Raw genomic sequence first — 24,242 nt, forward strand, 5'->3', positions numbered from 1 at the left:
TATTACTAAATTTGTATTTTTATGTGTTTTTCAATTGTTATCAATATTTTCTAGAACACTCAAAACTTCACTTTACCCTCATTTTTAAATGTATAAGAAAGTAAAAAAGCCCATATAATGGGCTTTTTATATGTTATGTAATTGTATTAAAATTCATTGCCTAATATATTAAGGTTTCTTCATTATCTATTCATTTTTAACATTGGTTGTAACCGTTCAATGACCGTCATTGACTCTCTGTGTTCATGCTCAATAGCAGCTTTCATTAGCTCCTCTTGAGCAGATATAGGATTCTCTCGATCATTGATTTTATGATACGAACCATCAGCTCTCATAAAATGAGCTTTTAATGTATCATCTAAATATAAATCTAAAATACTTTTTACCCGTTCTTTATGGCGTTTATCTTCAATAGGAATCATAAGCTCTACACGTTCATTCAAATTTCGAGGCATCCAATCTGCACTAGATAGGTACAGACTTTCATTCCCTCCATTACGGAAGTAGAACAAACGATGATGTTCAAGAAAACGCCCCACAATAGAGCGTACTGTGATATTATCACTAACACCGGCAATGCCAGGGCGAAGCGTACAAATACCACGCACGATAAGATCGATACGAACTCCAGCAGAAGAAGCTTCATACAACTTGGCAATGACCTTTTTATCGAGTAGAGAATTCATCTTACCAATGATATAGGCTTCTTCCCCATTCTTAGCAAACTCGATTTCACGGTCAATAAGTTCCATAATTTTTTCACGTAAATTTAAAGGCGCTACAATAAACTTATTCCAAATCGGTGGGTCAGAATATCCAGAAATCAAGTTAAAGAAACGTGACGCATCATCACCATACTCATCATTACAAGTAAATATACCACAATCAGTATACATCCGAGCTGTTTTACCATTATAGTTTCCCGTTGCTAGATGGACATACCGCCTAATACCATCCGTTTCCCGGCGTACCACCATAGTAATTTTAGAGTGTGTCTTAAGACCTTTTAAACCATAAATAACATGACATCCCGCTTTTTCGAGTCGACGAGCCATATGAATATTATTTTCTTCATCAAACCGCGCCTTAACCTCCATAAGGACGGTTACTTGTTTCCCATTATCTGCCGCTTTTATTAAGGACGCAATAATCGGAGAATCCCCACTAACGCGATATAATGTTTGTTTAATAGCCAATACATCAGGATCTATAGCTGCTTGTGCAATAAATTGCTCAACCACTGCAAAAGATTCAAAGGGATGATGAACAAAAAGATCTTGCTTCCCAATAATAGAAAATAAGCTATCACCTTCATAATCAACTAATTCACTAGGAATCTTAGGATCAAACGGTTCATATCGGAGCTTATCATAACCTGGATAATTACAGAAATCAAAATACATACGGCAATCCAAATGTCCATCAATGCGATATACGTCCTTTTGCTCTAATTCTACACTTGTAAGGACAAAATCTAATAAGTGATCCTTTATCTCTCCACAAACTTCAAGACGTACCGCATCACCACGACGGCGACGCCGCAAGGATGCCTCTACTTCAGATAGCAAATCTGTTGCTTCTTCCTCATCTATTTCAAGGTCTGCATCACGAGTAATACGGAAAACCATATAATCTTCAATACCATAACCTTGGAAAAATTGATTTGCATAATAAGTAATGACATCTTCTAGATAAACAAATCGATGTTCCTTATTGCCACGGCTTGGAACTTCAATGATTCGATCTAATACAGATGGTATTGGCAAGATAGCAATCTTGTAATCCTTAGTCCCATCCTCTTGTATTTGAAAGATACGTACAATTGCATTAATGGTATGATTTGTTAAAAATGGAAATGGGTGCCCCGAGTCAACAGCCAATGGAGTTACTACGGGGTATATATGTTCCTCAAAATAATGGCGTAGCCAGGCTTTTGTTTTTACATCTAGTGTATCAGGATGGGTAAAGAAAAAGCCATGAGCCTCTAGTTCAGTCAGTACATTATTTAAATACATGCTTTGCATGGAAACAAGACGTTGTACAGATTCATCAATCGCCTTTAATTGTGCCTTTGCATCCATATGAGCCGCATCATATTTAACGATACCATTCACAACTTGATGACGTAACCCCGCCACGCGAATCATAAAAAACTCATCTAGATTAGAACTAGCAATAGCAATAAAACGCAATCGCTCCAAGAGCGGAGTATTTGTATCTATAGACTCTAATAGTACACGCTGATTAAATTTTAGCCAAGATAATTCACGATTAAAATAATATTTAGCATTACTGAACATGGCGGTCACCTCCTCTTACAAGCATAAGTTCCATACCAAATACTTCTGTAAAATATTCAGCATCTCGATTAAACGTCCACCATTCTAGTGAGATATCCTCATTAGTGCGACAGAATACATACAATACATTATCGCGCTCTTCCAATATAACATCTGAGATTTTTTGGTTACTCCCTGCATCGAGAGCACAGGCCACACGAATGATAGCTACTAACTTTGTAACTTGAATCTTTTGTAATTCTGTCAAAGAATTAAAATATGTATCATCATCAGATGGAGTTCCCTTATAGTGATAAAATACGACATTTGCCACTACTTGTTTTTCTTCTTCTGAAAGCCCGAAAATATCTGTGCCCATCACAATATGATACGCATGCTCTCCATGGTTTCGTAAATTAACAAACTTGCCTACAGAACACAATATAGCTGCAATACGGCATAAGTAACCCCACCGCTCCGGTAAACCTTTATGGCGTAATGTTTTACAAAATAAAGAACTGAAACGTTCCACCTCAGCATCATGAATGCTGTCAGTATGATATCTAGCGGCAACAGCACGAGCTAGCTGAGCATTTTGCTCACGCAATTGGTACATAAAGGGATTATTTTCCGCCTCAACTCCATAGAACCAGCTTATTCCTTGTGAGAAGGAGAAGCTACTAAAAATCAACGATTTAGGCTCTATAGCCGTTATAATTTCATTAAATAAAATCATAGTAGGCATCAAAATATTCGCCTTATATTCAGGTAGTTTATATCGATTGATCAACTTAGTGGCTGTTACACCATCAAAGGATTTGATGAAGCCCTTAAAACGTTCTGGTTCAATGGTAATAATATCGTCCTTATTACTGCCGTCTCCCATGAGACGCGCCATATATTGAGCTTCATCGCCTGATAAAATAACACTATTAATATTGAAGGTCTTAAGCTCCTCCCGTAATGGGCCTATCATGCGATGTAAATACTCGGTAATAGCCATTGGAAACGATGTAGAGGAACGTTGGTTGCGATTAAAAGATTCCATAACACGTAATGACCCGCTATGCATATTGCGCTGGAATAATAAGCTTTCACCACGCCAAACGGTTAAACCTACACCACCAGAAGTAATATCAAGGAATAATGTTGCCTTTGTAGGATCCGTCAAGCGGTACTGATTAGTCATCTTGTAGTATAGTAAGGCATATTTGTAATACACCTCTTTAGGCATGTCGATAACCTCAACACGCATACCTGTTTGAATATAAATTTGGTCCAGAATACTACGACGATTAGCGGCTTCACGTATTACAGTAGTACCATATAATCTAGAGCGACTCACACCGTAATCAGCCATTAATTCTTTATATCCCTTTAAGATATGACAAATTTCCTCAATTGTTTCAAAACTCAAACGAGAGGTTTGGAATAATTCTTCCCCAAAGGTTACCTCCCTAGCTGCATAATCTATAACGCGTATATCATCGATACCCTTGTATTCTAAAATAGTAATACTCATGCTACTGGAGCCTACATGTAGCACTGCATATCGTAACGCTTTTGGTAATGCCATTATGCCTCCTTACGAGCTTCCTTCCACTCTATCTCTAATGTTTTCTTGAATTCTTTTTTAAAAGATTTTCCTAATTTCTCTACAGCCGCTTTTGTCACACTTATATCGCGACCGTTCAAATAGGTTACTACTAATAGTACACTAGTATATTTTAAATTCACGGATAAATGGCGAATAAATTGTTCATGACTTTCATCAAGAGCTTCAGCCAAGGCTAGAATAATAGATATTTTTTGTCCCAACAAACGCTGTTCTTGATCTAACAATTTACCGTATAAGAAGTTTTTATACTCTTTTGGCGTCAAACCATGAGAGTTCATAACAAGGAACGCGCTAAAAGCTTGTTCAATATGGGAAAGCCCATATAAATTACTATTGACAAGCATATAACAGCCATGCCGGGCATGACTATAATAATTAATCCGTTTACCAATATCATGTAATAAGCTAGCTGCAATCAAACAACGTCTTGTATTTTTATCAGCTCTATGAAGTGGTTCTAATTCATCATACAGTTTAATAGCTAAATCTGTAATATATTTAGCATGAACTAACTCATGTTTAGTCATACCTAATAATACATTCTCTGCAGAATGTACTAAAATATCATCAATAATAGAGTTACCACCTAAGTAGTGCGCTCCATAATAGTCATAAAATAAACCTTCTCGCAAACCACAACCACCAACAACGAGTGTTTTAGTATTTACGTAGTTAAATAATTCTTCTACGATAGTAAGGCCGGCAATAATGATATCAGCGCGCTCCGATGATAAACCACTAATTTTTTTGCGTTCCTCTAGAGTTTTGCCTTTTACTTCTTCCAAAATTTCATGGAATCTATGATATGGAATTTCATAATTATGTAGCTTTGTAATAGGATAAGATAACTTGCGTTGATCCATTTTAGCAATATTACGAGCAGTGCCGCCGATACCAAGGAGCGGTAATTTCACATTGCAAAGCCATGTATGCTCCTTAATCGTTTTCTTTACAACTTTCGCCAGTTTATCAAGTTCTTTAGGAGTATATTCATCCCCCTTCTGATAGGTGCCTGTTAAGGTAAGGGCCCCTATCGGCAAACTCACCGATTTTGTAATATGACGATTTCGTACAAGGGTTATCTCTGTACTGGCACCACCTAAATCAAAAATAATAAAATCCTTAAGTCCAATGGTATTGATAACGCCAAGAAACCCCAGGCGAGCCTCTTCTTCACCAGCAATACATTCTAAATCCAAACCCGTTCGTTCTTTTACAGATTTAATAAAAGCATCCCCATTTTTAGCCAAACGTACTGCTGCGGTAGCAACAGCTTTAATCGTATTTGCCTCCATTGCATCAGCCATGTGTACAAAACCTTTTAGAGCACGCAAAGAGCGTTCCATAGCTTCTTTGGTCAGTTCGTGAGTTCCCCACATATTCTCACTGAGACGTACACTTTCTTTCTCTTGATATATCAGTCGATAACTACCAGTCTTAGAAATTTCATATATGACAAAACGAACTGAGTTCGAGCCTAAATCTATAAATGCAATACGTTTCATGTTGCTATCCTCATCTTACTTCTGTTCAGTATGAATATACTTTAGTATACCATAGAAAAACGCGATTCTCACCGATAAGGGAGAACCGCGTTTTATAATTTATAATTTATAATTCTAATTTACTTTTATCGTGTATTCTAATACTTTAGCACAGAAAATCTTAGTGATTAGAATCCAACAAATATTTTATTCGCTAAAAATCTTATTAACTAGTTTCTATATTTACTCGATGCCAAATACTCGTTTACCATTATTAAAAGCAATTTCACAAAACTCATCTACATCGAGCCCTTTAAGGCTTGCAATTTCTTCTGCCACAAACTGAGTTTTACTTGGATCATTACGACGGCCTCTAAATGGTGGTGGTGTCAAATACGGTGAATCGGTTTCAATGAGGATTCGTTCTAATGGCACTTGTCTTGCCACTTCCTTAAGATTTGTAGACTTAGGAAATACTACAGGACCTGCAAAGGAAATATAAAAGCCCATTTTAATGGCTTCTTTTGCCATCTCCCAACTACCAGAATAGCAATGGAAAATGCCCCAGTTATCCTTCCCTTCATTGCGCAAGATATTCATAATATCACCATGTGCATCGCGGTCATGGATAATAATCGGGAGATCTACTTCACGAGCAAGCTCTAACTGACGAATAAATACGCGTTTTTGTGTTTCACGGTCAGAAAAATCATAGTAATAATCTAGTCCAATTTCACCAATAGCACGTACCTTATCATTGTTAAGAGCTTGTTCCTTATAAAACGCGTAGTCTTCTTCTGTAAAGTCCTTTGATTCATGGGGATGAGTCCCTACAGCAGCATATAATTGATCGTACTGTTTAGCCAAAGCTAAACCAGACTCAACGGTACCTCTGTCAACACCAGGAATCATAATATATTCTACACCTGTATCAAAGCAGGCTTGTAACATCTCATTACGATCATTATCAAAGCGCCCATCATTCACATGAGCATGTGTATCAAAAAGTTTCATTATTTAACCACACTTCCTGCCGGTAATGATTCGATATTTGTTACCTCTAAATGTTCTTCCCAATCAGAGGCGGACAAGATCATACCATAAGACTCGATGCCCATCATCTTTTTAGGAGCCAAGTTAGACAAATAAATTACCTTTTTACCAACCATAGCCTCCGGTTCGTAATATTGAGAGATACCGCTTAACACTGTGCGGTCTTCAATACCGATATCCAATACAAATTTCAACAACTTCTTGGACTTAGGCACTTTTTCACAGCTTATAACTTTAGCTACACGAAGATCGAGTTTCTCAAAGTCATCATAGGTAATATTTTCTTTTAATGGTGGAATATTAGATGTATCTACAGCTTCTTCAACTTCTTCTGTAACAACTACATCTACCATTTCAGGAACTTCAAAACGTGGATAGATAGGCTCACCTTTTACAACTTTAGTACCTGTTGCCAATAATCCCCAAGTTTTAGCATCTTCCAACGTAGCCGCTTCAAAACCTGTAAGCCCTAATTGTTTCCAGATTTTTGGAGCTCCTACAGGAATTACAGGGCTTACCAAGATGGCAATGATACGCAATGCCTCTGCCAAATGATACATAGCAGATTGCAAGCGCACTTTATCATGAGCATCTTCAGATTTAGCCAATACCCAAGGCATTGTTTCATCAATGTATTTATTCATGCGACCAATAAAGGACCATACAGTTTTGATAGCTTTATTAAGCTCCATATTTTCCATCGCCGCTTCAAAATCTTTTGCAGTTTGAACGGCTAATGTAGATACATCACGATCCAAATCATCCATATCATCGCATTTTGTAATCACACCACCATGGTATTTTTCAATCATCGCAATAGTACGGTTTAATAAGTTACCTAAATCATTAGATAAATCTGCATTAATTTTTGTAACGAAGTTAGGTAACGTAAAGTTGCCGTCATTACCTAACGTAATCTCGCTTAATAAGTAATAACGCAAAGAATCTGCACCATAGGTATCAATCAATGGGATTGGATCGATTACGTTCCCCAAGGATTTACTCATCTTTGTACCATCTACAATCATCCAACCGTGTCCAAATACCTTTTTTGGTAATGGCAACTCAAGGCTCATGAGCATCATAGGCCAAATAATAGTATGGAAACGTACGATTTCCTTACCTACTAAATGGAGATCTGCAGGCCAGTATTTTTTATATAGTTCACCATCACCATCAAATGGAGAGAGTGCACTAATATAGTTCACTAATGCATCGAACCAAACATATACTACATGTTTAGGATCAAATGGAACCTTGATTCCCCAATCAAAGGATGTACGAGACACCGCCAAGTCTTCTAGACCTTGCTTTACAAATTGAATCATCTCATTACGCCGAGATTCAGGCTGAATAAAGTCAGGATTCTCTTCAATAAACTTAAGCCATTGATCCGTATATTTACCGAGTTTGAAGAAATAACTTTCCTCTTTAACACGCTCTACAGGGCGACCGCAATCCGGACAAGTATGATTAGGTCCTAGCTTCTGCTCTGTCCAAAAAGTTTCGTCTGGTGTACAATACCAGCCTTCATATTCGGCTTTGTAAATATCGCCCTTCTCATAAGCTTTTGTAAATAACGCTTGAACAACCTTTTCATGACGTTCATCGGTAGTCCGAATAAAATCGTCATTGGAAATATGCATTTTTTCCCACAATGCTTTAAAACCATTTACAATATTTGTAGTATATTCAAGAGGCGTAATGCCTTGTGCTTCTGCAGCACGTTGGATTTTTTGGCCATGTTCATCTGAACCAGTCAAAAAACGTACATCATATCCTGCTAATCGTTTAAAACGTGCGATTGTATCGGCTACAGATGTACAATACGTATGACCAATGTGCAACTTAGCACTTGGATAATAAATAGGTGTCGTAATATAATACGTTTTCTTTGTATCTCCCATGATGAGCCTCCTTCTAACCTTCGAATGGGAAGGTTTAACGTTCTACAATATTATATACATCCCGGCGGGAAACGTTAAAACGCTTTGCCACCTGGCGAATAGCTTCTTTTTTAGGTACCCCAGTATCTACAAGGGCTTGCACAGCATCTTCATAAGATACTGGTTCATCCAACACTTCACAAGTATCGGACTCCACTGTATCAGCACCGCTTACGATGAGGACGAATTCACCTTTATAGGTGAGCTGTTCTAAATCCTTTATAAGGCTTTCTAGATCGGTGCGTACAAAGGTTTCAAACTTCTTCGTCAATTCCCTTGCCACCGTTATAGAGCGATTACCAAAGACTTCATACATATCTTGTAAAACCTCTTGTAATCGATGCGGGGCTTCGTAAAACAGCAAGGTTCCCGTCACTTGTGAAAGTCTTTTTAATTCTTCAATACGATGTTTTCCCCGTTTAGGCAAGAACCCTGCAAAGGTAAAGGATTTAGTATCTAAACCTGATGCAATAAGTGCTGTTAACGCCGCATTGGCTCCTGGTAATGGAACTACAGCTATGCCTTCTTCAATGGCCTTTGTTACAAGGTCTGCCCCTGGATCAGAAATAGCAGGCATACCCGCATCACTAACGCAAGCAATCGACTGTCCTTCTAACAAAAGCTCCAAAATATAAGCACCTTTTTCCTCCTTATTATGTTCATGATAAGAAATCAAAGGCTTTTTAATATCAAAATGTTTTAACAATATGCCCGTATGACGTGTATCCTCAGCCGCGATAGCATCTACCTCACCCAAAATACGAACAGATCGATACGTCATATCTTCTAAATTACCAATCGGTGTAGGCACCAAGTATAATGCGCCCCATTCATTATCGTTCATACCAAGAGGACACCTCCTTCGTGTACACATTCGTTTTTTTGTAAACGATGAGTGGTGGCTCAAGTACAAGACCTGCCTGACCTTGAAAAATAGACTCTATCAAAACTAATTTTGCTGGTTTATCTAGCATACCATGAACAAACCGAATTCGTTTTGCTTGAAAGTTAAACCTTTCTAGTTCATGTAATACATATTGCAAGCGACTAGCACTATAAATCATCCACAAGCGACCTTTACATTTAATAAAGGACTGTACCGCTTTCAGAACATCACATAAAGTTGTATGTCCATCATGAAGTGCTAAAGTACGCTCTTCAGATGTAGGCTTTGCACCGCTTTCACAATCATAAAAAGGGGGATTAACAATAACACCATCAAAAGGCTTATCTTGTATATCGCGATATGTCATATGTCGATAATCGCCACATAACATATTTACCACATCTTGTTTACGATTATGTTCTACGCTACGCTTAGCCAACTCAACGAGAGTTTCATTAATTTCTATACCTGTAATATGACCTGCCCCTAATGACGTACCTATAAGCGGCATAACCCCTGACCCCGTTCCAAGATCAACATAGGTATGACGACCATTAAAACGACAAAAATGAATGAGTGCTATGGCGTCAAAGGAAAAGCGAAACATATCAGAACGCTGATAAATCTGTAAGCCATCGATAATTAAATCATCAAGTCGTTCTTGATCATTCATCAGGCAATGCCACCTCGGACCATTTCAAATCGATAGTACGGCCCGCTTCGAGCTGTACCTTTACAGTATGCTTATGATGATTTACCTTTAAAACTTTACCAATACCTTCATCGGTAACAACCTCCTTACCAATGCCAGGAGGTGCTATATCTTGAGGAGATTGAGTGCGTTCCTTCTTCACATATAGGTCGCCACCTTTTTTATATAAATCATCTTCATAGTTAAGACAACACATCAATCGACCACATACACCAGAAATCTTCGTAGGATTTAAGCTCAAATTTTGATCCTTTGCCATGCGAATCGATACAGGCGTAAAGTCACCTAAGAAATTTGAACAACACAAAGGTCGACCACAAGCACCGATACCATTTAGTACTTTAGCCTCATCACGGACACCTACTTGGCGTAACTCGATGCGCGTTCTAAATATAGTTGCCAAATCTTTAACGAGCTCACGGAAGTCAATACGGCCATCTGCAGTAAAGAAGAATATAATCTTATTCATATCAAATGTGTATTCCACATTGATAAGTTTCATCGGTAACTTGCGTTTTTCAATTTTTTCGAGACAAATTTCAAAGGCTTTTTCTTCGCGCTCTTTATTCTTCTCGATTTGTTTCAAATCCTTAGACGTCGCCTGTCTAATAACAGGCTTCACAGGGGCAACAACAGAATCTTCATAGACCTCTTTTGGTCCAATCACAACTGTGCCGTATTCTACACCACGTGCTGTTTCAACGATAACCCCATCCCCAACGGATAGTTCTAATTGTTCAGGCTGAAAATAATAAATCTTTCCCGCCTTTTTAAAGCGTACGCCAACTATGGTTAGCATTTAATCCTCCTCCCGAGCATCATGAAGGGCGATACTAAGACCGTCCACCACGAGAGCGGTTTTTATATGTAAGCGCAAAGCCCGTTCTGCTTGCAATGTTTCAGTAATAACCTTAGCCAATGCTTGCATAGACCAGCGCGGTAATAATCGTAATAATTGAGTTTTGTATATAGGTACTTGTAATTGCGTGTCTTGAGCCCCCATTTTAAGAGCCATCATATCTCTACTTACAAGGCGTAGCCAGTGCATCAATTCCGTTAGGCTTTCACGAGATAAGCTTTCACAAGCTAAGGAAATCATAGAAAACCATCGCGTTTCAAAAGCCAATATATCCATTATCTTAACGGCTAACTCTAGCATTTCGATGCGACCTTGTGTCGCCAGTTTCTCCACTAATTGTGGGTTACCATGACCAGCTAACAAAGCCTGTTCTATATCACTGGTGATTCCACGCGCTACGAGAGCGGTTCGAATCGTATCTACATCAACACTGTTAAATCCTACTCCCATGCATCTAGAAATGATGGTAGGCAATACGGTGTTAATCTTGTTCGTAATAATGATGAAGTACACCTGTTCAGGTGGCTCCTCAATGGTTTTTAGCATAGCATTTGCCATGACTGCATTGGCCGTGTGAAAGTCCTCCACAATGACAACGCGGTTCCCATTGCCCGCCACAGACAAATGATCTTGTAATAATGAATACCACTGCTCTACCTTTAAGGTTGTTTTCATAGGGCGAATCCAAAAGGCATCACCCTTATCCATATAGATAGGTAATCCTTCGGCTTCAATACGTTTTTCCGTATCCCCATTTGCTAAACGGGCTTCCTTAACCTCTGCTAAATAAGATTCCCCCTTAGGTTGAGAGAATACTTGACGCCCTAGTAATAAAGACGCTAGGCCTATGGCCATATCTAGCTTGCCAAGACCAGATTCGCCATAAAACAAGAGACTATGAGGTAATGCATTACGACTTACAAGTTCAGATAGGTGTGCCTTAATCGAATCTTGACCAATTATAGAATCAAAATATGCCATAGCGCCTCCTATCAATACATGCTCAATATTAATATTATATAGGAAAAAGGCGACTTTTAAAAGAGTCGCCTTTTTCTAAGGTAGTAGATTTTCTACTGCACTATATACATCATTATGAATTTCTTCAATAGTACGCAACGTATACTGACTAGACTTAGCTTTATTTGCACAAGGTATGCGGTGCCATTGATAACGCTTTATTAATTCTTCATACGCATCGTGAACGGCTACTAAATATGCATGATTTCTTTCGTGAATATCCCCCGTATTGCCTCCTGTTTTACCAGTGCGCTCCGCCATAAGGGCTTCGCTCACTTCAAGGGGCATATCCAAAAGGCATACTGCATCAGGTTTAGGCAAGCCAAATTTTTGGAACTCAAAATCTTCAAGCCAATCTAAAAATGCAGTGCGTTCCTTCGGATCCTCGTATTTTACCATCTGGTGCACCATGTTAGACGTTGTATAACGATCTGCAATAATGATACCTCCATTTTTGTAAAACTGTTCCCAATCAGTTCTAAAGGAAGCAAATCGATCGATAGCATACATAGAGCTTGCCACATAAGGATTTACATCATGTACATCTTTACCAAATTCACCGGCTAAATACATTTTAATAGGCATAGCAGCGCCGCTGTCATAGTTTGGAAAGCTCACAGACTTAACGGCATGCCCTTCTTTGGTCAAGCGTTCTACTAAGAGTTTAGTTTGTGTAGCCTTACCGCTGCCGTCTCCACCTTCTAATATAATCAAAGTCCCCATAATTACTCCTGTAATACCCAAATTGTTTCCAATGTCATATCATCAGCCCCATTCGGTACATAACCTAGAGCCTTGCGATTCTCTATATATTGTAACACAGAGGCACTAATCTCTTCACCTACTGCTACACAGGGAATACCTGGTGGATAATAAGCAATGGTCTCCCCTGCAATGCGATGAAGTGCCTCTTTTAAAGGTACTTGCTCACGATTTGTGTACATAGCATTACGAGGGGTTACGCGCACAATAGGCGCTGGTAGCAGCGCAGAATCTTTACTAATGTCTTGCAATTGCTCTTCCTCTGTATTATTAAATTCTTTTAATGTGCGTAACACCTTTTCACGTACATCTTGTACAGCCTTAATAAGAGCCGTTACAGACTCTCTTGTATCACCTATGGTAATGAGCACAAGCACATGATGAGCTTGTACTAGCTCCACCTCAATATGATGTTCTCGTAACATCCGTTCAAAAGCAACACCTGTGAGCCCTAATTCTTTAGCATCAATCAGCACCTTAGTACAATCATAGTTTATTACTTCCTCTTGAATATCTGTGTATTCCATAGTAGCAATACCAGAAATTTTATTGAGTTCCTCACGTAAGTACGAACTCAACTCTACTGCACGACTTACTAAATCTTTACCTGCTGTGGCTAATTGATGGCGCGCCATATCTAAGGAAGCAAGGAAAATATAGTTTGGACTCGTACTTTGAAGCATTTGATGCATTTGCGTAATACGCCGCTTATCAATTTTTTTACCTTGCCCTAATAACCAAGATGTTTGTGTCAAAGAGCCAACAGATTTATGTGTACTTTGAGCCACCAAATCTGCTCCAGCCTCTATAGCTTCTATAGGTAAACTTTCAGAGAACGGCAAATGAGGCCCATGAGCTTCATCAACAAGTACAATAAGGCCCCGCTTATGAGCCTCTTGTATGATATTAATAATATCTATGCCCACGCCATAATAGTTTGGATACACTAAAAGAATCGCCTTTGCCTCTGGATGTGCATCCATTGATTTGATAGCATTTTCTAATGATACTCCTAGTGGAATCCCCCAGCGTTCATCAAAATCACAGCCCATATATACTGGTTTGGCTCCTGAGAGAACAAGCCCACTAATAACAGAACGATGTGCTTCTCGAGGAATGATAATGGTTTCATCAGGCCCTACAGTCCCCATAATCATGGCTTCAATCAAAGCTGTAGTACCATTAATAGAAAAATAACAACAATCAGCTCCATATAATTCGGCTGTTAAGTCTTGCGCTTCTTTTAATTCCCATTCAGGTTCATGTAAATCATCTAAAGCATACATAACACCTAAGTCATAGGGTAACGCTGGCCCCATCCAATTCTTTAACAGTTGAGGTGCTTCAACACCTATCTTATGACCTGGCGTATGAAAGGGCACAAAATGTTGTTCTTTATATAATTCTAAAGCCTCTACAAAAGGCATTTTTTCTTGATTACTCATATGTACCTCGTAAAAAGGGCATGAATTTATCGCTGTGGACGACGTTTAGGATTGAATTGATTCATGCCTTTATCAATACCTACCTCTAAAGTACCTAATACGGCTTTTACCGTATCCTTAATACCTTTTTGTACCTTCTCTTGCGACTCTTCACTAAATGGTGCTAAAACGTGATCAATGACAGTCCATTGTGGCAATGGACGTCCAATTCCTACGCGGAATCGAGAAAAATTTTCTGTTCCTATATGGGAAATTAAAGATTTAATCCCATTATGTCCACCCGAACTACCATTTGGTCGAATACGCAACTTACCTATAGGTAAATCCATGTCATCATAAATACAATACACATCAGATGGATCAATTTTATAGTACCGCATTAACGGTCCTACAGACTCACCACTTAGATTCATAAATGTTTGCGGCTTTACAAGTAATACTTTCTCACCATCTACGGTAATACTGCATACCTCAGCACGTTGCTCCTCTCTCCAAGGCGTGTGAGGGACACTATCGGCAATGGCATCAATAACCATAAATCCAATATTATGTTTTGTCTTTTCGTATTGCTTGCCGGGGTTACCGAGGCCTACTACTAATTTCAAGAATCACCTATTATTTATCAAACAAATTACTTACAGATACTTCATGGAAAATACGCATAATTGCTTCACCCAACAATGGAGCTACGGATAATTGCGTAATATTTGGTAAGTTGCAATTTTCCGGCAATGGAATAGTATTAGTAACGATAAGTTCCTTAATATTGGAATTTGCAATTCGTTCACTTGCCGGATCTGTCAACACTGCATGTGTAACAGCGGCGGTAACGGATTTAGCACCGAATTCTTCCAATGCTTTAGCACCTTCAACCAAGGATCCAGCCGTATCTACGATATCATCAATAATAATACAGTTTTTACCTGCCACATCACCGATGAGATTCATAACTTTAGCCACACCTGGTTCAGGGCGTTTTTTCTCAATGATTGCAATCGGTGCACCAATGCGGTCAGCCAAATCACGAGCTCTTGTAACACCGCCAAGGTCAGGAGATACAACGATAACATCTTCCATATTTTTTTCATTAATATATTTAGCCAAAATAGATGCGCCAAACAAATGATCTACAGGCACATCAAAGAAACCTTGAATTTGGCCTGCATGCAAATCAATTGTTACAAGACGTGTAATACCTGCCGTTTGCATCAAATTAGCTACTAACTTAGCTGTAATCGGCTCACGACCGCGAGTCTTACGGTCTTGGCGAGCATAGCCATAGTAAGGAACTACTGCAGTGATATGACGTGCAGAAGCGCGTTTTAACGCGTCAGCCATAACCATGAGTTCCATTAAATTATCATTTACAGGATAGCTAGTTGGTTGAATGATAAATACATCTTTGCCACGTACGCTTTCATCAATCATTATTTGTACTTCGCCATTGTTAAAACGACCTACAAATGCTTCACCTAAAGGCAACCCTAAATAATCACAAATTTCCTTTGCCAATGCAGGATTTGCATTACCTGTGAAAATCTTGAGTTTTTTGCCGTCTTCAAATGCCATTTTGTTACCCTTTCATTTGCTCCTATACTGGTTACTTATCCATAATCCATACATTACAGATACACACTATTGCCTTTTTATTGTATACTATTTTGACCTAATTGTGTTAAAAAATATGAGATTTTTTTTATTTCTTTTTGAAAGTATCCTCTGTTACCCAATTTTCTTTCACAATTTGCTTGCTACGACCTACAGCCAAGGCCTTATCTGGTACGTTTTTAGTAATAGTTGAGCCCGCACCTACATAGCTATAATTACCTATTGTTACAGGAGCAACTAAGTTACTATTACAACCAACAAATGCACCATCACCAATAGTCGTACGATGCTTAACTTTCCCATCATAATTTACGGTAATAGTGCCACAGCCAATATTAACACCGGCCCCAACATCACTATCGCCGATATAGGAGAGATGTGGAAACTTGGTACCTTCCCCAACAATAGAGTTCTTAACCTCTACAAAGTTACCTACATGAACCTTATTACCTAAAACTGTATTTGGACGCAAATGGACATATGGACCTACATCTACACCGTCTTTTACTTCACAGTCATGACCATAAGTAAAATGGATAATCGTATCATTACCGACTTTTACATTCGTCAAACGAGTATGTGGTCCAATTTCACAACGTTCACCAATGATAGTATCACCTTCAAGGACTGTACCAGGATGCAAAATTGTATCTGCACCTACTGTTACCTCAGGAGCCACATAGGTATTTTCAGGGTCAATAATTGTTACGCCAGCAGTCATTAACTCAACATTTTTACGATGTTTTAATATAGCTTCAGCCTCTGCTAATTGCAAACGTGAGTTTACCCCTAAAGATTCTTCAAAATCCTTAGTCATGTATGCACTTACCTTGTCGCCACCATTTACGAGAATACCTACTACATCAGTAATATACAATTCACCTTGGGCATTATCATCAGATAATTGATCTAAGCAAGGCCATAATTTTTTACTATCAAAAGCATACATACCTGTATTTACTTCTTGAACCGCTAATTCTTCAGGTTTACCATCTTTCTGTTCTACGATACGAACTACAGAACCCGCTTCATTACGAATGATACGTCCATAACCAGTTGGATTCGGCATATGAGCAGTTAAGATTGTAGCTGCTGCACCGGAATTTTTATGTTCTTCTAAAAGCGCTTCTAAACTTTCTTTTGTAACCAGGGGAGTATCACCGCATAACAATAAGATTGTACCATCATAGTCACCAAGTACTGGTTGAGCCATCTTAACTGCATGACCTGTACCATTTTGTTCTTCTTGACGAACAAATTCAGCACGCTCTCCCAAGTAATTTTGTACTGCATCGCCACCAAAACCAACGATAACAACATCGCGATTGGTACCAATGGATTGAACCGTTTCAAGAACGCGTTCTACCATCGCCTTACCGCCGACCTTGTGTAACACTTTTGGCAATTTAGACTTCATACGCGTGCCCTTACCAGCAGCTAAAATAAGGCTTGCAATATTCATAGTAATCTCCTATCTGGTATCTCTTATATCTCTAAACCATTTTAAATATTATTATTTACGTCATTGTTTAGCCCATAGGTCAATACTCAATATAAACCATTATATCAGCCTATAATCTTCCTAATATTAATGATTTACTCTGTATCTAACACAGGATCTATACTAATTTTCTTTGTATTTTCATCGATACCATAAAAAGTAAATAATGATTCATAATCATCGATCAACTTCGGACTTGGTTCAGCTGTAGCTACAAGAACACCTGTGCCAACAACGACCCCACTCATTTCAAGAACTAATTCCTTAAGTCCCTTAGCGGTACCGCCAGCTTTCATAAAGTCATCGATAATTAACACCTTCGCATTGGGAGGAATTGCCCGTTTAGTTAGAGTCATAGTCTGAATGCGCCCAGAGGAACCTGTTACATAATTAATGCTAATAGCAGAACCTTCTGTTACCTTACTATCACGTCTAGCAATAACAAGTGGTTTATTGAAAGCTCTCGCTACCATTACAGCCAAAGGAATCCCCTTTGTTTCTACAGTCAAAATATAGTCCGGTTCACGGTCCACGAAACGAGTCATAATAATCTCACCCAGACGTGTCATTACGTGCCAATCATATAAGATATCAGACATATAAATAAAACCACCTGGAATGATGCGATCTGGCTCCATTAAACGAGCTTGCACATCTCGTAAAATATCGTTCGCTTGTGTGCCCTTGCGATGCGGAATAAATCGTACCCCACCAGCTACACCGGCCACCGTTTCTAAGGTCCCCAGTTGAAAGTGTTCCATAGACTGCCTTACACATGTTAAATCTTCACTAACCGTTGATTTAGCCATGCCAAAAAAGTCGCAAAAGTAATTTAAAGGAATCAATTTTTGCGGTGAATCAACTAACAGTTTTGTCATTGCCACCATTCGTTCTACACGCCGTACTTTATCCATAGGGTTATCCTTTACCATTCATCATATAACTATTGAGTATACTCATCAATTTAACATCATGAGTCATCATCATATATCTATATTATACCATAATTTCCGAATATTCGAGGTTTTGAATACATTATAATTCGGTAAAAGAAAAACTCTCTAGCATTTTATACAAGAATATGATTTTAGTCTATAAACCTATCATATAGTTATATAAAGCTAGAGAGTCATCATTATAAAATATAAACCTTTACAGATTGACGTCCAAACTGCAATGCTTCTGCACGAGAATCAAAAGCTAAATCAATGCGATGCCCTTTAATAGCACCACCTACATCGTCAGCTACAGCATAGCCATAACCTTCAATATATAATCGCGTTCCCAAAGGAATTAATTTAGGGTCTACAGACACAAGTCCCTTCCGTAGACGACTACCTGTAGCTGTATATTTTCCGTTGCCAGGATCTTGAGATGAATAGCCACTAGCCTCCATCGTTAAAACTTTAGAGTATTTATTAGGCACTCCATTATGATTGCGTTCTGTGCCATGGCCACCATAACGAGTCTCCATCTTTTCCAAAGCATTCATCGTAGCAGGACCAACACGACCATCTACAGGGAGCCCTTTAGATTTTTGAAATTTTCGAACAGCCTGTTCTGTATTATGACCGTAAATGCCATCTATAGAATCATGTAAAAAACCTTGATGCTTTAACATGGTTTGCACCTTACTAACGTGATGCCCTCGTTGCCCCCGATCAATAGTTTTTGCTAATGATACAGAGGATACCATTACAATCATACAAACAAGCGTACATGTAATAATTATTTTTTTTATCATATACACCTCACCTTACATTAAGTAGTATACTATACAGTTTTAAATAATCTATAAACCATAAAGGTTCTATTAATATCAATAATTCATATATTAAATTATAGTTATAGTAATAATTTTAAAGGTGTATTACATATATATCATAAAATTATAAGATACCAATGAAAATCTCCATTATATCCTGCAAGAATATTCACTTAGATTACTTCTAAAGTCGGAAATTCTCTTCAGTCTACAATGGAGATTTAATAGTTTTATTTAATTTTAGCAGTTATGGTATACACCAATATGACATTCTTTTCGGTTTGCACCAACAAGTCTTAAGAAGATGTAACCAAATAATGCAGAGATTAATGAGCCAAGTATAACGCCACCTTTTGCCATTTCTTGAGCGTGACCTGGTTCAAATGCCAAGATAGATACGAAGATACTCATTGTAAAGCCTATACCACATACAATCGCAGTACCATATACATGCTTCCAATTAGCTTCTGTAGGCATTGGTACAAGGCCACATTTCACCATCGCAAATACTGCACCAAAAATACCTAATTGTTTCCCTATAATAAGACCTAATGCAACACCAAGCACTACAGGATGTGTTAAGTCATTAACAGATACATTACGTAAATCTACACCGGCATTAAAGAATGCAAATATTGGTACAATTAAAAAACTAACCCAATTGGATAATAAATGTTCCCAATGTTGCATTGGACGAACATACTTACGGCCTCGTTTACCTTTTGAAGGAATTGTCATAGCTAAGATTACACCAGCCATAGTTGCATGTAAACCAGATTTTAATACACAATACCAAAGGATAAACCCTAAAATGATATATGGTAAAGGTCGTACATATCCTTGCTTATTACAATAGATTAAAGCAGCTACAACTACGACAGCTGCACCTAAATACATCATGTGAATACTTGACGCATAGAAGATTGCAATTACGATGATAGCAATCAAATCATCTATAACGGCAAGAGCTGTTAGAAATACTTTCATTGAATTCGGTACTCTAGAGCCTAATGCAGATATAATACCGATGGAAAATGCAATATCCGTAGCAGTTGGTATTGCCCAACCATGTATATATTCAGAATGAAAACCTGCAATTAAGTAGTAGATAAAAGCGGGCGTTAGAACACCAAATAATGCGGCAATGCCTGGCATCACACGCTTAGCATTAGTATTAAGCTCACCTGATACTAATTCACGCTTAACTTCGAGACCTACAAAAAGGAAGAAGATTGCCATCAATGCATCATTAACCCATTCTAAAATTGTTAGATTACCTATATGGTGATTAACGATTTGAAAGTATTGTTCAGATGATGGAGAGTTCGCTAAAATTAAAGCGAGTACTGTTGCTCCTAGGAGTACAGATGTAGCTGCACCTGGAGAACGTAAGAAAACAAAAATGCGTTCCATTTGAATCCTTTCTATACTTACAAAAGATTATTTTATTAAATTTTACCACGCATCTTGCGTATTTGATAAGCTAAAATTAGGACAATCGCACCTAGCAAGCCTGCCGTGATTGATCCTATAAAGATACCTACCTTAGCCATTTCTTGTGTTATACCTGGTGGGAAAGCCAGTGTAGCAACAAAAAGGCTCATAGTAAAGCCAATACCACACAAAATAGCTGTCCCATAAATTTCAGGCCACGTCGTTTTTGTAGGCATCTTAATTGCCTTAGATTGAACCAAAATGTAGACGGCAGAGAATATACCTAATTGTTTTCCTAAGATTAAACCGAATGAAACACCTATGATTACAGGATGGAATAAATTATCTATGGAAAAATCAGCAAAGGATACACCAGCATTTAAAAAACTAAATAATGGTATAATTAAGAAGTTTACCCAATTGCGTAAAGCATGGGCCCATTCTTCCATAGGATATACTACCTTATCTATAACTTTACCTTTAAAAGGAATTGTCATAGCCAGTACAACACCGGCAATGGTAGCATGCACACCAGATTTTAAAACTAAATACCAAAGAACTAATCCTAGAACACAATACGGAAGTGGTCTTAAATAGCCTTGCTTATTAGTATAAATCAGTAAACCAGTTACAGCCGCAGCAGCTATTAAATCCATAAAATTAACGCCTGCCCCATAAAAGAGAGCAATAACGACTATGGCAATCAAGTCGTCAATAATAGCTAATGCAGCTAGAAAGGCTTTCATCGCTGTAGATACCTTATTACCAAGCATTGTAATAACGCCTATAGCAAAAGCAATATCTGTAGCGGTAGGAATCCCCCAACCATGTCTATATTCTGGCATATATCCAGCCGCAAAATAATACACAATAGCTGGCGTAATAACACCTGCAAATGCGGCTAATACGGGAAGCACACATTTCGCCTTCGTATCAAGCTCCCCAGAAATCATTTCCTTCTTGATCTCTATACCAACATAAAGGAAAAAAAGAGCCATTAAGGCATCATTTACCCACTCCAGTATAGTCATTGGACCAAGGTGTATTTGCATGACTGCAAAATACTGTGCTGCAATCGGTGAGTTCGCCACAAGAACGCCTAAAATAGCAGCGGACAGCAAGGATATCCCACCAGCAGACTCTGACTGGAAAAATGCTTTTATAAAATTCATAATAACTACCACTTTCTGAGTCATAAATAATAATACGTATTTTTATGTATATAAAAACAACTATATTTATTATTATATCATTTCAGTTCGAAAATAATCAATATTGTTTACTTTCTTTAAGTAAAGAGATAAAAAATACAATAAGTGATACAGTTAAACAAATAGCAGCAATCGTATTCATAACAGGATTTTGCCAAAGTGGTAGAAGCAATCCTATAAGAACAGATATACTACAAAATAATGGTGTACGCCAAATATGCTTTTCCTCTACCGATACTTTAGATAGAATTACATCTGATTTTTTATACTTTCTAATAATAGTCATCATAAGTCCAGTCACGATACCAATAATGAGAACAATATCCCATATAGCCCACAATATCTTCAGAGCCATCGTATTATGATTATGAATATGTAGGTTAATCATAGTCGTCATACCTGTAAAATACCATGGAACTGCTTTAGTAGAAAATCTATCATTACTAGAATCGACATACAAGTTAGCATATACAGGCTGTCCAAGAAACATAGCTGGATCATCATCATTTTCTGCACCTAAATAAAATGCATAATGGTAATTGTTAAACTTAGATGGATAATCCATAGAAATAACTTGTCGATCTGGATATACTTTCATTATACGAGAAATTGCTTCTGATGGTTGCAATATTTCAGATTGTCCAATCGAAAGTTCCTGTTTAGCATTATGAAGTACATCGGCATTATAGTTATCATTTGCAATAAAAAAGCCCCCAATCCATACACCTGTTATACATAATATAAATCCCCAGACCGTTGCAACTATTGAGAATTCACGATGTAATGCACCTATTTTCATTTTCTTAGATAAAACAGAGGCTTTAGAATAACTTTTACGAAATGGACCATATAAAAAAATCCCTGAAATAATAGTGAGACTACATAAAAATGATAAGAATGTTACAATATATATGCCAATTTTACCTAAATCTAATCGTGTATGTAATTGATGAAGAGTATGTAACATACTACGAATCCAAGGATGTACAGGAGGCTCATTATGTGAAGTAATCAGTTCTTTAGATATAGGATTATATAAAACATAATCCCCACCCATTCCCATGCGAGCTGGAGGTGCTACCGTAGCCGTAGATTCAATAATACGATACCGTAAAATATGTGTAGCCCCCATAGCAGGGGATATATTCAAAATATCTTTTGATGGATATTTCTGTTTAACAAGTAGTGCCCCCTGATCAGCATACTTAAATATAGATTCTTCATGTTCATTCATCGACATTATAGCTGATGAATGATGTGTTGTTCCACCTTGAGCCCATGCATTTAACTCAGTTCGAAACATGAGTACTAATCCTGTAATACAAAACATTAAGAAGAAAATTAAGGAAATGATAGATAACCATTTATGAACTTTATATACTTTTGACATACGAATTCCTCCTTTTCTATTATTTTATACATCTAGATTGAAAGTAATTCAATACATTTACTACTATAGGTATAATCATAGATATATCTATGATTACTTGAATGTATATGTAAATATATGATACAATATTTACATCGTGCGGGCGTAGTTCATCGGTAGAATGCGAGCTTCCCAAGCTTGAGAGGAGGGTTCGATTCCCTTCGCCCGCTCCATATAATTTGTGATGTAATGTATATCACAAATTATATGCAAAATATTATAATATATATACTTTTTGTATTGTTTTTTAAGGAGATATCCATGAAATTAAGTGCAAGAAATCAATTAAAAGGTACTATCGTTGAGATCCAAGAAGGCGCTGTAAATGCAATCGTAAAAATCAACGTAGGTAATAATAATATTGTTACTGCTGACATTACTATTCAATCCGTTAAAGAATTAGGCTTAGCAGTTGGCAAAGAAGTTGTCGCTGTTATCAAATCCACTAGCGTAATGGTTGGTGTAGAATAATAAAGAATTAGAGCTGCTTAGGCAGCTCTTTTTTTGTATATATATTAAATTCCTAATAAGTTGTTATTAATATATAGGCTCTATGATTTTGTGATCATGGGGCTTGTTATTTACATAAATATGGAGTTGCTCAACTAGTTTACGGTTCGATACCATTGGTGCTGCGCACCGCGGTATCGATTAGATAAAGTTTATTTACATATATTTAAAGTAGCTCAACTGCTTTACGGTTCGGTAACATTGGCACGTTGTGCCTCGTTACCGTATGGATTAGTTAGATACTACCATTAGCCGCGGCTTCCTATCAATCCTCACTGTGGATTTCCCTTCTCTGCTTCGCAGCTCGGTAAATCTTACGTTCGGAAGCACTCATATGGTTCGGCTGCGTCGCTTAGCTCTAAGACCTCTTCGGTTGCCCTACTTGCTTCCTCACTGTGGATTTTCCTTCTCTGCTTCGCAGCTCGGTAAATCTTACGTTCGGAAGAAAGCGATGCAGTGAATCTGTCGTCGTTTCACTCCTCCATCTTCTACTGCCCTGCTTTTCCCAGGGCCGTCTTACACGGACACGTACATAGATACAACCTCTACAACCTTCGCTGGAGGCTGCTCTAGTAGGGTTAGCTAGTCGAAGACTAGCAAAAAGAAAAAGGCCTACCTTTAGGTAGACCTTTTTCTTTTAGTCAATCAGCGGCTTCCTATCCTCCCAGGCCGTCTCCAGCCAAGTACTTTCGGCGTTTATGAGCTTAACTACTGTGTTCG

Annotated in this window: 20 protein-coding genes and 1 tRNA gene; 2 read left to right on the forward strand and 19 right to left on the reverse strand. The window is 37.9% G+C overall.

The genetic code is table 11. The features are described 5' to 3' along the window. Positions 1–182: 182 nt before the first annotated feature. The 19 genes from ppk1 to AAAT26_RS03910 all read right to left on the reverse strand — a co-directional run bounded on the left by ppk1 (position 183) and on the right by AAAT26_RS03910 (position 22,973). Positions 183–2,300, reverse strand: a complete 2,118-nt coding sequence (gene ppk1 / locus AAAT26_RS03820; RefSeq protein ID WP_315297261.1) for a polyphosphate kinase 1 — start codon at positions 2,298–2,300, stop codon at positions 183–185. Continuing rightward, on the reverse strand, positions 2,290–3,855 hold the full coding sequence (locus AAAT26_RS03825) for a Ppx/GppA phosphatase family protein (protein ID WP_349208887.1): 1,566 nt from the start codon (positions 3,853–3,855) through the stop codon (positions 2,290–2,292). Before AAAT26_RS03825 ends, ppk1 begins: the two co-directional genes overlap by 11 nt. Beyond that, positions 3,855–5,402 (reverse strand): Ppx/GppA phosphatase family protein, encoded by a 1,548-nt coding sequence (locus tag AAAT26_RS03830; protein WP_349208888.1) that lies wholly within the window; start codon positions 5,400–5,402, stop codon positions 3,855–3,857. Before AAAT26_RS03830 ends, AAAT26_RS03825 begins: the two co-directional genes overlap by 1 nt. A gap of 222 nt (positions 5,403–5,624) precedes the next feature. After that, positions 5,625–6,395, reverse strand: a complete 771-nt coding sequence (locus AAAT26_RS03835; protein ID WP_195213270.1) for a TatD family hydrolase — start codon at positions 6,393–6,395, stop codon at positions 5,625–5,627. Further along, positions 6,395–8,341, reverse strand: coding sequence for a methionine--tRNA ligase (gene metG / locus AAAT26_RS03840; RefSeq protein ID WP_349208889.1), 1,947 nt, complete (start codon positions 8,339–8,341; stop codon positions 6,395–6,397). The genes AAAT26_RS03835 and metG overlap by 1 nt, the downstream gene beginning before the upstream one ends. A 34-nt stretch (positions 8,342–8,375) precedes the next feature. Further along, positions 8,376–9,224 (reverse strand): 16S rRNA (cytidine(1402)-2'-O)-methyltransferase, encoded by an 849-nt coding sequence (gene rsmI / locus AAAT26_RS03845; RefSeq protein ID WP_008713597.1) that lies wholly within the window; start codon positions 9,222–9,224, stop codon positions 8,376–8,378. Beyond that, positions 9,214–9,939 carry a tRNA1(Val) (adenine(37)-N6)-methyltransferase gene (locus tag AAAT26_RS03850; RefSeq protein WP_008713596.1) on the reverse strand — a complete coding sequence of 242 codons (726 nt, stop codon included), beginning with the start codon at positions 9,937–9,939 and terminating at the stop codon, positions 9,214–9,216. The genes rsmI and AAAT26_RS03850 overlap by 11 nt, the downstream gene beginning before the upstream one ends. Further along, entirely contained in the window at positions 9,932–10,777 is an 846-nt protein-coding gene (locus AAAT26_RS03855) for a PSP1 domain-containing protein (RefSeq protein WP_008713595.1), read from the reverse strand. The genes AAAT26_RS03850 and AAAT26_RS03855 overlap by 8 nt, the downstream gene beginning before the upstream one ends. Next, positions 10,778–11,818, reverse strand: a complete 1,041-nt coding sequence (locus AAAT26_RS03860) for a DNA polymerase III subunit (protein ID WP_349208890.1) — start codon at positions 11,816–11,818, stop codon at positions 10,778–10,780. 75 nt (positions 11,819–11,893) lie between these two features. Continuing rightward, positions 11,894–12,580 (reverse strand): dTMP kinase, encoded by a 687-nt coding sequence (locus AAAT26_RS03865; protein WP_349208891.1) that lies wholly within the window; start codon positions 12,578–12,580, stop codon positions 11,894–11,896. Positions 12,581–12,582: 2 nt separating this feature from the next. Continuing rightward, positions 12,583–14,064 carry an aminotransferase class I/II-fold pyridoxal phosphate-dependent enzyme gene (locus AAAT26_RS03870; RefSeq protein ID WP_349208892.1) on the reverse strand — a complete coding sequence of 494 codons (1,482 nt, stop codon included), beginning with the start codon at positions 14,062–14,064 and terminating at the stop codon, positions 12,583–12,585. Positions 14,065–14,090: 26 nt separating this feature from the next. Next, complete coding sequence (gene pth, locus AAAT26_RS03875; protein ID WP_349208893.1) at positions 14,091–14,669, reverse strand: aminoacyl-tRNA hydrolase; 579 nt, start codon at positions 14,667–14,669, stop codon at positions 14,091–14,093. Positions 14,670–14,679: 10 nt separating this feature from the next. Continuing rightward, positions 14,680–15,633 (reverse strand): ribose-phosphate diphosphokinase, encoded by a 954-nt coding sequence (locus AAAT26_RS03880; protein ID WP_004693255.1) that lies wholly within the window; start codon positions 15,631–15,633, stop codon positions 14,680–14,682. 127 nt (positions 15,634–15,760) lie between these two features. Next, positions 15,761–17,134, reverse strand: coding sequence for a bifunctional UDP-N-acetylglucosamine diphosphorylase/glucosamine-1-phosphate N-acetyltransferase GlmU (gene glmU, locus AAAT26_RS03885; RefSeq protein ID WP_349208894.1), 1,374 nt, complete (start codon positions 17,132–17,134; stop codon positions 15,761–15,763). 134 nt (positions 17,135–17,268) lie between these two features. Beyond that, the gene (gene purR / locus AAAT26_RS03890; protein WP_105086596.1) at positions 17,269–18,087 is read right to left on the reverse strand and encodes a pur operon repressor; all 819 of its coding nucleotides are present in this window, start codon (positions 18,085–18,087) and stop codon (positions 17,269–17,271) included. 221 nt (positions 18,088–18,308) lie between these two features. Next, on the reverse strand, positions 18,309–18,917 hold the full coding sequence (locus AAAT26_RS03895; protein ID WP_004693247.1) for a peptidoglycan-binding protein: 609 nt from the start codon (positions 18,915–18,917) through the stop codon (positions 18,309–18,311). A gap of 261 nt (positions 18,918–19,178) precedes the next feature. Further along, positions 19,179–20,351, reverse strand: a complete 1,173-nt coding sequence (gene nhaA / locus AAAT26_RS03900; RefSeq protein WP_105086597.1) for a Na+/H+ antiporter NhaA — start codon at positions 20,349–20,351, stop codon at positions 19,179–19,181. A gap of 35 nt (positions 20,352–20,386) precedes the next feature. Continuing rightward, positions 20,387–21,544 carry a Na+/H+ antiporter NhaA gene (gene nhaA / locus AAAT26_RS03905; protein WP_349208895.1) on the reverse strand — a complete coding sequence of 386 codons (1,158 nt, stop codon included), beginning with the start codon at positions 21,542–21,544 and terminating at the stop codon, positions 20,387–20,389. A 97-nt stretch (positions 21,545–21,641) separates the two neighbouring features. Next, positions 21,642–22,973 carry a PepSY-associated TM helix domain-containing protein gene (locus AAAT26_RS03910; RefSeq protein ID WP_004693241.1) on the reverse strand — a complete coding sequence of 444 codons (1,332 nt, stop codon included), beginning with the start codon at positions 22,971–22,973 and terminating at the stop codon, positions 21,642–21,644. Positions 22,974–23,111: 138 nt separating this feature from the next. On the opposite strand from AAAT26_RS03910, the gene AAAT26_RS03915 reads away from it, so the two are divergent. After that, positions 23,112–23,185: transfer RNA gene (locus AAAT26_RS03915), tRNA-Gly, on the forward strand. 88 nt (positions 23,186–23,273) lie between these two features. Then, positions 23,274–23,483 (forward strand): TOBE domain-containing protein, encoded by a 210-nt coding sequence (locus AAAT26_RS03920; protein WP_004693239.1) that lies wholly within the window; start codon positions 23,274–23,276, stop codon positions 23,481–23,483. The last annotated feature ends 759 nt before the right edge of the window (positions 23,484–24,242 follow it).

This window comes from Veillonella parvula, assembly GCF_040094895.1.
GTDB lineage: Bacteria > Bacillota > Negativicutes > Veillonellales > Veillonellaceae > Veillonella > Veillonella parvula_L.